General features: G+C 43.2%; 12 protein-coding genes. 4 read left to right on the forward strand and 8 right to left on the reverse strand.

What is annotated here, in order from left to right:
• Nucleotides 1–33: 33 nt before the first annotated feature.
• From M3085_RS04275 to M3085_RS04310, 8 genes are all read right to left on the reverse strand, one after another.
• Nucleotides 34–1,155, reverse strand: a complete 1,122-nt coding sequence (locus tag M3085_RS04275) for a glycosyltransferase family 4 protein (protein WP_178256981.1) — start codon at nucleotides 1,153–1,155, stop codon at nucleotides 34–36.
• An 11-nt stretch (nucleotides 1,156–1,166) separates the two neighbouring features.
• On the reverse strand, nucleotides 1,167–2,195 hold the full coding sequence (locus M3085_RS04280; RefSeq protein WP_249052383.1) for an EpsG family protein: 1,029 nt from the start codon (nucleotides 2,193–2,195) through the stop codon (nucleotides 1,167–1,169).
• Nucleotides 2,196–2,240: 45 nt separating this feature from the next.
• A complete protein-coding gene (locus M3085_RS04285; protein ID WP_249052384.1) occupies nucleotides 2,241–3,185 on the reverse strand; it encodes a glycosyltransferase family 2 protein in 945 nt (314 codons plus the stop codon).
• A 4-nt stretch (nucleotides 3,186–3,189) separates the two neighbouring features.
• Nucleotides 3,190–4,182 (reverse strand): glycosyltransferase family 2 protein, encoded by a 993-nt coding sequence (locus M3085_RS04290; protein ID WP_249052385.1) that lies wholly within the window; start codon nucleotides 4,180–4,182, stop codon nucleotides 3,190–3,192.
• Complete coding sequence (locus tag M3085_RS04295) at nucleotides 4,163–5,149, reverse strand: glycosyltransferase family 2 protein (protein ID WP_249052386.1); 987 nt, start codon at nucleotides 5,147–5,149, stop codon at nucleotides 4,163–4,165. Before M3085_RS04295 ends, M3085_RS04290 begins: the two co-directional genes overlap by 20 nt.
• 9 nt (nucleotides 5,150–5,158) lie before the next feature.
• Nucleotides 5,159–6,697 (reverse strand): lipopolysaccharide biosynthesis protein, encoded by a 1,539-nt coding sequence (locus tag M3085_RS04300; protein ID WP_249052387.1) that lies wholly within the window; start codon nucleotides 6,695–6,697, stop codon nucleotides 5,159–5,161.
• A 539-nt stretch (nucleotides 6,698–7,236) separates the two neighbouring features.
• Entirely contained in the window at nucleotides 7,237–7,986 is a 750-nt protein-coding gene (locus tag M3085_RS04305) for a UpxY family transcription antiterminator (RefSeq protein WP_225230867.1), read from the reverse strand.
• A gap of 154 nt (nucleotides 7,987–8,140) precedes the next feature.
• Nucleotides 8,141–8,527, reverse strand: coding sequence for a hypothetical protein (locus M3085_RS04310; protein WP_178256989.1), 387 nt, complete (start codon nucleotides 8,525–8,527; stop codon nucleotides 8,141–8,143).
• A gap of 337 nt (nucleotides 8,528–8,864) precedes the next feature.
• Between M3085_RS04310 and M3085_RS04315 the strand changes: the two genes are divergently transcribed.
• The 4 genes from M3085_RS04315 to M3085_RS04330 all read left to right on the forward strand — a co-directional run bounded on the left by M3085_RS04315 (nucleotide 8,865) and on the right by M3085_RS04330 (nucleotide 12,231).
• On the forward strand, nucleotides 8,865–9,458 hold the full coding sequence (locus tag M3085_RS04315) for a hypothetical protein (protein ID WP_249052388.1): 594 nt from the start codon (nucleotides 8,865–8,867) through the stop codon (nucleotides 9,456–9,458).
• 185 nt (nucleotides 9,459–9,643) lie between these two features.
• Complete coding sequence (locus M3085_RS04320; protein WP_249052389.1) at nucleotides 9,644–10,993, forward strand: replicative DNA helicase; 1,350 nt, start codon at nucleotides 9,644–9,646, stop codon at nucleotides 10,991–10,993.
• A gap of 285 nt (nucleotides 10,994–11,278) precedes the next feature.
• Nucleotides 11,279–11,509, forward strand: a complete 231-nt coding sequence (locus M3085_RS04325; RefSeq protein WP_178256992.1) for a DUF4248 domain-containing protein — start codon at nucleotides 11,279–11,281, stop codon at nucleotides 11,507–11,509.
• Nucleotides 11,510–11,766: 257 nt separating this feature from the next.
• Entirely contained in the window at nucleotides 11,767–12,231 is a 465-nt protein-coding gene (locus M3085_RS04330) for an HU family DNA-binding protein (RefSeq protein ID WP_178256993.1), read from the forward strand.
• Nucleotides 12,232–12,293 lie beyond the last annotated feature (62 nt).

Here is a 12,293-nt window from a genome sequence, read left to right on the forward strand (position 1 = left end):
GATCTATTTGGTGTAAGTTTGATAATTAAAAGTTTACGTTCTCTTTGAGAAAGGTATTCCGATTGTTTTCATGAATGTTTCAACCGAGTTTTCCGGACTGAATTTCTTCAGTTGCCCTTCTACCTTTCGGGCATAATCGTCATACCGTTTTGTCAACGTTTCAAATCCTTCGGAAATCTCTTGTATGTTATACGGATTGACTTTTATGCCGGCTTCTCCAGCCACTTCCGGAAGGCTGGTTCTGTCAGATACCAATGTTGGTTTCCCATATAGGAATCCCTCGATAGGCGGGATGCCGAAACCTTCACAGAAAGAGAGTAGGACGGTAGCAAAACATTTGCTGAACAAGTAGTCGACTACGTTTCCGGGCTGATACCCCAAATAAAAAACGTTGCTTCTGTTTTTTATGTAATTAATGATACTTTCTCCCTTGTGTGTGGGTTTGCCTACTATGATAAGTTGCCAGTCGGGATTATTTTCCATAAATAATCTAAATCCGTCTACCATTCCTTGTATGTTTTTTCCGGGTTGCAGGCTTCCCACATATAAGAAAAATCGTTTGTTCAAGTCTACGTTATTACCGTTTACGTCTTTTATTTTCTGAAGAGTGATAGTCTGTGGAGGGGAGGGTAAAACGAAATTATAAGTGATTTCTATTTTATTTTTGTCAATATTCAGTAAATCGCAAATTTCATTCTTGCTGTATTCTGATACGGTGAACACTTTTCTGCTTTGCCTGATGTATAGTTTGGTAATCCATTTCAGATACATGGTTTTAATTTTACCGTATCGCTTGCTGAATGTCAGATAGTACACATCGTGTAAAGTAAAAAACCTTTTCGTTCTGACAAAGAGCGGCATCGAAGTGCAAAAACTATAAAAAGCATCACATTTTTTTATGTAAAAATAAAACAGAGTCTGTTCGAATATAATTCGCCGAATCCCGTTACCCAATGTTGGTACATCAACAAAGGTTACATTTAATTCGGGTGGAACTTCAAAATATTCTTTCGGGATATGTTTTTGCTTGTATATGATGAATAGACAATCAGATATTTGATATTTTCCCATTTGAGTCAATATCCTTTTGATATAGCTGAAAGGTCCTGTCCCGGTTTGGGTGCTTAGAGCTATTAAATTGATTCCGACAATCATATTTTCCGATATTAAAAAAATGAAACATCAAAATTGTAGGGGATACCCACGTTAGCTTTGATCAGGAATAACAGAAATATTAGATACGTTATCCCTATCATGATAAGCTGTGAAGTTCTTTTGAAATATTCCGCACAGTAGGGAATGAGTAAGATTAAGTATGTAAAGAAATAGAGATAAAGCCGTCGGGCAGGTTGAAACAGATAGAATGTGTTGTATAAAATCATTCCGATAACAACCATGTTTAACAGTATGTGAAAATAAGCGCATTTTGACGGTGGTCTGTACATAAATAAGAATAATATGCCACATGCAAACAGGTTATAAAACAGTTTCAATACCCCGCTGCTTACTCCTGCGTCAAAATCATCTACGCCGTATTGATAAAGGTCAAGTGAGGCTAAAGACGGCATGACATAATTAATGAGTGTGTTTAGAATCGTGTTCCCAAACAAGAAACTGATGGCTAATGCCGCTAAAAGCAAAATAGGAGGATAGCGGAAACGGCTTAATAATATGAGAGGGAAAATAATCAAGACGCTGGTGTGAAACAAGGCGGCAAAAAGAATCCAAATCATGTATTTCCTTATCTTTCCCTCCACCAAATAGTGAAATCCGCAAAATAATATGGATATGGCTACGTATTGGCGCACAATGTTGGCTGATTCGTAATAGAGTCCGAGCAAGACAAATAAAGTGACAGACACGTAAAAATGGGAAGACATATTTTTTATCCCTTTATAAAAACAGACCATCACGATTACGGAAGTAAAGAAAAAGAATCCTCTTGCTTGAAATCCCAAATAGCGTAAGATATAATTAATCAAATGCCAAATGGGTTCTACCGCATTGGCTTGTACCGAATCTGGAACGTTATAAATCAGTTCGTAAGTGGGGTAGTCTTTCCCAACATCATGGCGTAAACCGAGAATTAATATCAATAGGAATATAAAAACCTGTTTGGCAAAAGGTACTTGCAGTTTAGTACCGCACCATGACAGGAGAATGCTGATTAATAAAAATAATGTAAGTCCAATCATGAGTTTTGTGGTAGCTTTTATTGGAAAAACTATGATGGAAATCCTTTATCGCACTGATAACTTTTTAAGTATAACGTAAAGTCTTTTTCGTATAGGGAAAGGAATACCGGCTAAAAAAAGTATGGCTTTTTCTTTTTTGGATAAGGCGACCTCTTTTGCTTCTTTCTTGATTTGCTTGAAGAAACTGTCCTGACGCGATAACTCAGGATCGGTTAAACCTCCTAATAACGAACGTATATGAGCATGAATGATGCTTTCTTTACATGTATGTTGCAGGTGGGCATTTTGTAAAGACTCCATTAAATGCTTATCAAATACTTTTTCATAATTCCAGCTGTTGACAAAGCGGTGAAGACTGCTGTCAGGATATTGAATATAATTATATACATGGTTACTTATGACTCGTATTTGTTTGGCTTTTGCTGCTAATCGGATGTTCATTATAAAATCCTCTCCTCTGCGGATGTTTCGGGGCAAATCCAATGTGAAGTGATCGAATAAACTTCTTTTAAAAAGTCTGCCTACTGGATATGTTCCGATTTTATGTTCTAATAGTTTCTTTATGAAATCAGTTGATGATAAAAGCATTGCTTCTGAAACAGATTCTTTTTTGAGCATCTCACCGGTGGGAGTTATGGGTATTACATTTCCAACCACAATGTCTACGTTATGGCTGTTATCAATAAGTACTTGCAGAGAATCCGTCGGAAGGGTATCGTCACCGTCAACGAAACATATCCATTCGCCATGAGCATTTTCTATTCCTTTTTGTCTTGCAGCAGTAACACCCGAATTGGGCTGATGAATTATTTGAATATTTTTTAAGTTTTGAAATTCGTCACATATATTCCCGCTGCCATCATTACTTCCATCATCAACCACTATTATTTCAAATTCTTGGCATGACTGCTGTAATATACTATGAATGCAGGGTTTGATTTTTGAAGCTATATTGTAGACTGGAATAATAATGCTGATTAGAGGATTCATATTCTTATCTTATTATTTTTTTTATTATTGAAAGTGTATTTAAAATAGCGGAAGCGATAAAGTCGTATGAGTGTATCCAGCACCACATAACTACTTTGTCATAAGAAGAAAAAGCCGGATGATTGAATACATAAGGGGTTGTTTCAGGGAATATCAAGCGATATTTATTGAAAAGTTCTTTGGGAGCATGTCGTAATAAAGTATATTTGGCTCGTAATTTGAAATAAAATAAATCGCGTTGATATGATTCTCCTTGTTGCGTGAAAAAGTCATCAATAATATGTATGACCTTTGCCACATTGTCTAATGAAGAAAGATTCCAGATTTTTGTGTACGCATTATTGTTTGTTTGTGTATAGTGATAAAAAGCTGTCGGGATATATGCTATCGTATTGGAATAAAAGGCTAATCTTGAGATGATTGAAACATCTTCCCACATATTGATTCCGTTTATCCAAGTGAAGTCAAGTTGTGCATATAGTTCTCTTTTTATTAATTTGTTCCACATGCAATTATGTAGTTTTCCCCATAATAGGCGTTTTAGGAAGTCATTTTTGTCATTAATTGTGTGTTGAGAATGATAAACTCGTTTTTTTGAATATTCGGCATAATAATCACATATAACAATATCTGCATTTTCTTTGATAGCTTTCTGATACATTTTTTCATACATGTCTTTTTCTACCCAATCATCTCCATCACAATGTATGATATATTGACCTGTTGCTATTTTCGTTCCGTCATTCCGTGCAGCGGCCGAACCTAAATTCTGTTGGTGGGTTATTATCTTGATTTGTTTAGAGCGGGAAGGATATTTTTGAATGCATTGGGATAAAATATCCATGCTTTTATCCGGACTGTTGTCATTGATGAAGATATATTCAATATCTTTTAGCGTTTGGCTTAGTAGACTTATTGCGCAACGTTCAATATACTTCTCGACTTTGTAAATAGGTACGATAACGCTGACTGACGGACTATTTTCTGATTGAGACATAAAAATTCTTTATTTTTTCTTTTGTACGAAATATGAATCTGGAGATGCAATAACATCTTATAGCAGCTAACCAATAGATAAGTCGGATATCCCATCTTTTATTTATTTTCCATATCCATTTATTGACTTCTGGCCATAACTCCTTCCATCGTTTGTAATTTCTTAGATTCTTTGTGAGAATGAAATTATTTTTAGCTTCCATGATCAAGCATGTAAAGTCTAATTTGTATTTTTCATATACTCCTTTATCTTTCAGTATTTTTTCTACTATTTGGCAGGCTTTGATTTTATTATTTACTTGTGCTATTGTTATATCACTTACAATAGAATTAGGATTATATTGAATATAATGATAACCGGCATAAGGCAGATAGTTTATCTTTGGCTCGGATAAATAACAAAGCAATAATACGATTAAATCTTCCCACATATTCACTCCTTCAAAAAAATGAATATGTTTTTCCAATAAGAAATCTTTCTTCAGTAATTTATTCCACAAATATCCGGGTATTTCATTTTTTAGTAGCAAACTTACACACTCATTGGGGCTGGAGACAGCTTGTTGTTTTTTTATTATGGTTTGATTTTTATTTTCACAATAATAATCGTATACGAGGATATCGCTTGATGATCCACATGCTTTTTTGTATAAAGTTTCTAACATGTCAGGTTCTACATAATCATCGCTATCTATATATTGTATATAAGTTCCTTTTGCGGCTTGTAATCCAATATTACGAACAGACGCAATTCCTTGATTATGTTCGTTTGATAGTATACGGAATTGTATGTTCCCTTTGTACTCATTGATTAGTTGCTGTACTATTCTTATGCTATTATCAGGAGTACAATCATTTATGAGAATACATTCAACTCCTTCCGTAAATGTTTGATTCATGATTGAGCGAATACATCGCTCTATGTAAGGCTCTACATTGTAGACTGGCACTATGATTGAAATGTTCATAAAAAGAAACTACGCTTTTATTATTTTATAAATTCGTTTTAGAAATTTGCGGGAGGCACTATCTGTACAGCTTAATAAAAGAAGGCTGGTAGAAGCATAGATAAGTATAGTTATGAAGCCATAAATACTCCATTGCAGGTAATTTAGAATTGAGATATTGGTAAGTCTTTTTATGATTAGATTACTTATTAAACAAGCAATCAACAATAAACCGATATATTTGATATAACGCAAGATGTATTCTGTAAAACTATCTTTAAACCCCTTGTTATAAAGGAAATAAGGCTTCCAACTATATACTATGATGATTTGACTGATTAAAACGCCTAAAAGTATTCCTGTTAATCCGTAGTAATATCCCAATAAAATGGAAAGGCCTAAATTAAGTGATGCTTCAGCTATGGGTGCCCATATATCCTGATATAGTCCGTAAGCAGAAATGAAGGCATCATTTGTCCGCGACAGGTTTATAAATGTAGTTATGATTAATATAATGAATGCAGATTGAGGGAGAATATATTCGTTTCCTACCCACAGTATAATGAATGAATCTCCTAATACATACATTCCAAAGCAGATAACAGATGCAATCCACATACGTAATGCTGTTAATTCCCAAAACACGGATTTTATTTTCTGTTTATTCCCTTCTGCCACTAAATTCCCCACTCCGGCTGCGATGCTGTTTAACAGAGCATTTATTAATAAGGTTACCCCTGATACAATTAGCATGTAGTTTCCATAGATGGCTACCAGTGTGAGTGAGGTATAAGCATAAATGACCAGTGGGCTGGTTTGGGTTAGAACAAAGTATCCTATCTTATGAAAAAATATTTGTTTTGTCTTGGTAATGATTCCCGGATACTGTTTTTGCAATGCTTTGCCTTCTGAAACTTTAGGCTGTAGCCACGGATATTCTTTACGGATATTTTTATCAAGTACGTAAGATGTTACGGCAGCCATTACGATTTCTAACCCCATCCACCATACGTAGCCATGTTCAAGAAAACGGATAGCAAGAATCTGGAAAAGAATTTTTACGACTTTTACTCCTTGTACGGATAAGGTAATTTTATATTCTTTCTGGTCTGCCGATAATACGATTTGTCGGTAGTTGACAAAGTAGCTCAATAAAGCAGCTGCTAATAGGGCGATAAACGAGCCGTAAGCATACCAAAGCGGAACTTGGGCTTTTGCGAATATCATTGGGAAGAAGCACATCAAAATGCAAGCTCCTATGATTACGATGTAAGCGATACGTCTGTAAAGCCATCCCTGAACAGATACAATCGCGTTAATTGCGGTTCGGTCTTGGTCGAACAGAGGTTTGTAGAGGTTATATGCCACGGCACTCCCGATACCCAATTCTGCCAGATTAAGAAAGCCCAATAAATTTTGTGCCGTGGTGTTTAATCCTAAAACTTCACTCCCCAAGTAATCTAAGAATATCTTTCTTGAAAAGAACTGAAGTATCAGGTTTAGGATATAAAACAAAAGAGCAACTTTTACATTGTGAATGCTTTTAGCTGTTCTTGAAGTATTTTGCATATTTCCTATATTTATTTTTTAGCTTCTGTTAAGTTGTTTGTTTATCTAATATTTTTATCCATTCGGATGCTGACGGGCGTATGCGATACGCCCCTACGTTTTTTGTCGCTTTCCACCGTCTTTTTTTTCACCGCAGATTACACAGATTTTCGCAGATATTTTTTCACCGCAGATTACGCAGATTTTCGCAGATGAACAAAATAATAAAATTATTAATCCGCGCTAATCCGCGTGAATCCGCGTTTCAAAAAATAATAATCTGTGTAATCTGTGGTGAGCTGTTTTAGTTAATAAATTCATAATCAACCGATGCCGTGCCCTGACTCCGTGCGGAGTACCTGCCGGGTGATGTCGTAGTGTTGTTATTTTTTACTGTTTTCTTTCACCGCAGATTACACAGATTTCCGCAGATATTTTTTCACCACAGATTACACAGATTTTCGCAGATGAAAAAATAATAAAATTATTAATCCGCGCTAATCCGCGTGAATCCGCGTTTCAAAAAATAATAATCCGTGTAATCTGTGGTGAATGGAAAATCATTCGATCAGTTCGCACCACGTGTAGCTCACCTTGATGAGCGTGGTGCTCTGCGGCATCTGTATGGCGATGTAATGCTTTCCGCCGTAGCGCACGAAGGTTCCCGTCACGCCATACAGCGGTCCCGGTTTCACGATGCGTACCGGCGTGCCCTTCTTGCCCTTCAGCTTTTCGGGGTTCACGAAGCGCGTCCCCTCGATGTCGGGGTTGGTGGCACGGATGAAGTTCTGCATCTCCGCCTCGCCCACGGTGCAAAACCCGTTTCCCGCCCGTTCGCGCTTCAGGAAGTAGACGGGGTGGGGCGATTCGCGCACAAAGCGGCGGCACCATTCCTCGTCGTACCGGCAGCGGATGAACAGCAGGTTGTGGATGGCGGGTACAAGCGTGCGCCTGCCCTGTTCCGGGTCGCCGTGGGCTTCGTGCAGCTCGTAGCTCATGGGTATGTAATACTCGATATGTTTTTCTCGCAGGTATTCGCCCACCAGCAACTCTTTGTTGTAGATGGTTTGCAGGGGCATCCATACCGTTTCGCTCAGGATGTTTTCCGTCATTCGTATTTGTTCGGGTTCGGTGTTGACTGTTTGTGGTGAGGTTTTTCGTGGGATAGGGGTGTTCCTCTTTTCCCTGCGCTTCGCGTTGTTAGCGCAGGTTCTTGTCCGTCTTTCCCTGAAGATGAAGCCTGCCTGCGTGCCGCCTCCGTATAGGAAAGCCTCCCACAGTTGCTGCCACGGGGTCGTACTTCGGGGCAAAGGTACGCAAAATATACTGAAATCCGAACACAAAGCCCGAATAATTCAAACATCATTAGAGATTGTTATGACTTCGGGCAGTGTGTCCGGATTTTTACGGCTTGGGTGTGCGGGTGCTTCCGCAAGCGTTCCGCCGCCTGTGCCGACAAGCGGTTCAACGCTTGCGCTTGCGTTTTTGTGCCAGAATTTTCTCCTGTCCCGGTTCCAGCGGCGCGTCGGGGTCGGCAGGCTGTATCACGAGGTCTTTCCCCTCGCGGCAGCAGTGTATCACCGCCTGTAACAGCGCGTTCAGGTTAAGCGTGAAGTTCATGGCTTGGGTGAGGAAGAACACTAATCTTGCCATGGTTTCAAACTTATAGTTATGCCGTTTGGCGTAGAGCGTCCGCTCGTGGCATCCGGTGGCGCTGATAACGCGCGCTTTCGGTATGTCCGCCGTTTTATACATTTTGTCAAAAAATAAGTGGACGGTACTCATCCACGCCTCAAGTTGCTCCTTGCTTACTTCGCAGAAAGGCAATAGGTCAGTCTGTTTTTTAGCCATGTGTTACGTAAAATATTTTCGGTTTTATCCTGCCCTGTAAGGCAGGGTTTGTTTGATAAAAAATCTCCATTTTTGCGGCGTAACACATAACCTCTTGTTGGGAAATCGAGGTTAAAATTAAGAAAAATATCAATACGAACGTTCTTTGCCGGCAAAGAATCTTCCGTTGCTTATTATTTCTTTCTTTTATATAATAAATAGAGAGGTGTCACGCAAGGTGGTTCACCTGTGTCACGCCTTTCGGAGTAATAATTTGAGGATGAAGCCGTTAGGTGGCTCGTTTTTAATGTTAACGTGTCACACCAAGTGGCTCGCCTCGCAAAAACTTTATCAGATTATGATGACAAATGTCATGCAATCGCCGGGGAATCAGGGATTTATGGTGATTCCCCGCAGCATGTTGAGAGAAATCTTCCGAGAGTTGGGCGATGGATGCCCGTTAACCGACACTGCGGCATACCTGTATATGCTGTATACGGCTTGTTACACCGAGCAGCCCCAGCTTCACCGGGGCGAGATGCAGACTTCGGTACGTCGTCTTTCGCTCTTGTTAGGTTGGGGACGGATGCGCACGTTCCGTTATCTTAACACCTTGAAGCGCGAAGGAATCATCCGTTGTACGAACACGGGAGGCGGCATCCGTATCACGTTGCTGCATTACAACAAGCTGTGCCGCATGGAGTGTGGTCCGAAGCCGGGCGTGAACCGCAGCGACGAAAAGTTCGAAGAGTTCTGGCAGGTTTACCACGAGCTTACCCAAATGCCCGCCGTCGACAAGGAGATGGCGCGCCGGGCGTGGTCGAAACTGAACGCCTACGAGCGCGGGGAGGCACGCAAAAACATCGAGTGGTATATCTGTGAGGTGGGAGACATGCGGCGCCTGCGCTCGGCTGCCGGCTATCTGGCACGGCGCAGCTTTGTTATCAACTGATTTGTTTTTTCACCACAGATTACACAGATTTCCGCAGATATTTTTTCACCGCAGATTACGCAGATTTTCGCAGATGAACAAAATAATAAAATTATTAATCCGCGCTAATCCGCGTAAATCCGCGTTTCAAAAAATAATAATCTGTGTAATCTGTGGTGAATAAAAAAACACACACATAACACACTATGGAAAATTCAGCATCAGAGATTGAGGAAGCCGTTCTGGGAGCATGTCTCTTGGAACGCGGGGCGCAGGACACGGTATTGAAACGCCTGCGCCCGGAGATGTTTTACGTGTCGGCACATCAGGCAGTGTTTCGTGCCGTGGCTGCGCTCTACGGGCGCGGCGAGGGAGTCGACATGCTTACCGTGACCGAGGAGATGCGGCGCTCCGGAACGCTCGACGAGGCGGGCGGGGCGTACCGCGTGGCAATGCTGGCAGGGCGCGTGGCGTCGGCGGCACACATCGAGTATCACTGCCTTATCCTTCAGCAGTATTACCTGCGCCGGAGGTTGGTGCAGGTGCTCTCGGAGCAGCTCAAGGCGGCGGGCGACATGACGAACGACGTGTACGACGTGGTTATCGCCGTGCAGCGCGAGATTGCTGCCTTGCTCGACGACTCGGAGGTGGAAGACCACCTGCACGACATGCCGGAGGTGATGGACCGCACCGTGCGCGAGGTGGAACGCAGGCAGGCGCTGTCGGTGGGCGGACTGACGGGGGTGCCCACCGGTCTGGCGGAGCTTGACGCGCTGACGGGGGGATGGCAGCCGGGGAACCTGATTTTCACTGCCGCGCGTCCGGGCGACGGGAAGACGGCTATCGACCTCTTTTTTGCCCGCAAAGCGGCGATGGCGGGGGTGCCCGTGGCGTTTTTCACCCTTGAGATGACTGCCGCCGAGGTGGGCGAACGCTTCGTGCTGGCAGAGAGCCGTGCCGACCCGCTGCGCATGAAGCGGGGGCAGCTGACCGACGAGGAGCTGGACGACGTGCGCCGGACGGCGGAGCGGATGTCGGCGCTGCCCATCCACGTCGACGATACGCCTTACATCAACATCGACCAGCTGTGCATCATCGCCAAAGGGCTTCAGGCGAAGGGGCGGCTGGGACTGTTGTTCGTCGATTACCTCCAGTTGCTCGAAACCGTGTCGAAGGGGCGCACGCGCGAGCAGGAGGTGGCAGAGTGCAGTCGGCGGCTCAAAGGCTTGGCTCGTTCGTTAGGCTGTCCGGTCATCGTGTCGAGCCAGCTCAACCGTCAGGTGGAGGGGCAGCGTTACGGCATCCCGGAGCTGCGCAACCTGCGTGAGAGTGGCGCCATCGAGCAGGATGCCGACATGGTGGTGATGCTTTACCGTCCGGAGCGTTGCGGGTTCCACACCGAGAAAGATTCGGGCTATCCTACCGAGGGCTTGGGCGTGGCGATCGTGGCGAAGCACCGCAACGGCAGCACCGGCAAGGTGTATTACGGATATAACCCCAGCATGACGCGCATCGGAGAGTACGAGCCGCCCGCAGGGTGGATTAAAAAGCTGTAGTAAACTGTTTTTTTTCACCACAGATTACACAGATTAAATAAATTATTTTTCTTGTGTAGGGGCGTATCGCATACGCCCGAATACATCCACGTTTATGTCTTTTCACCGCAGATTACACGGATTTTCGCAGATAAAAAAATAATAAAATTATCTGTCCGCGCTAATCTGCGTGAATCCGCGTTTCCAAGTATACACCGCAGATTACACAGATTTTCGCAGATGAGAAAAATAATAAAATTATTAATCTGTGTAATCTGTGGTGAAAAAATAAAAACAAAATCGACTATGTTAGAACCAGAAGAACCTTTTCGTTTGCGTGTGTACGGCAAGTCGGAGCTTGCCCGGTTGTATTTTCCCAACAGTCGCCCTGCCACGGCGATGCGCAACTTCCAGCGGTGGATAAACCACTGTCCCAGCATCGTGCAGGGGCTGAGCGAACTGAACCACGACAAGCACCGCAAGTATTACCTTAAACCCGAAGTGGAAGTGATTATCCGCGGACTGGGTGAGCCTTGAATCTTTTTGTTTCTTTTCACCACAGATTACGCAGATTTCCGCAGATATTTTTCTTTCACCACAGATTACACAGATTTTCGCAGATGAGAAAAATAAAATTATTAATCTGTGTAATCTGTGGTGAAGAAAAAAAATCTGCGTTTTCATCACGACCGCACGCGACCGTTCGCGACATAGCTTTTTCCCGGCATTGTATCTTTGCATCGTAATAAAGAAATCGATGTTTAACCAACTAAAAATGAAAGGAGAACAGAGCTATGGAAAAATTAGTGACCTACTCGCTTGCCGCACGTAAGAACCCCCAAGACCCCGACTCGCCGCCCAAGTTTTACGCACGGGCTCAGGCACGCGGGGTGATGAGCATTGAAGAAATCGCCACGCGCATCCAGCGTGAGTGTACCGTGACGCGACCCGACGTGGTGGCGGTGCTTACGGCGCTTGAGGAGGCGGTGAGCGACGGACTGAAGTGTGGTGAGATTATCCGTCTGGGAAGCCTCGGCTCGCTGCAAGTCAGTCTGGGCAGCGAGGGCAGCGACACCGAAGATGCGTTCACCACGGGCATGATTAAGCGCAAGCGCATCTTGTTCCGTCCGGGGGCGGTGCTGCAAGACGCACTGAAGACGCTGGCGTTTGAGCGCGTGAGCACGCTCGACCGTACCGGCGGCACTGCAGACGGCGGCGAGGAAGAGGAGGGAGAACCCGACAGCGGACTGTCTGCCTGACTCCTCCCGGCCCTGTCGCCCGGTGCGGCGGGGCTGTCTGCCTTTTTTTTTGACGAACCACA

It is taken from the genome of Bacteroides caecicola, assembly GCF_023337095.1.
GTDB classification, from domain to species: domain Bacteria; phylum Bacteroidota; class Bacteroidia; order Bacteroidales; family Bacteroidaceae; genus Phocaeicola; species Phocaeicola gallinarum.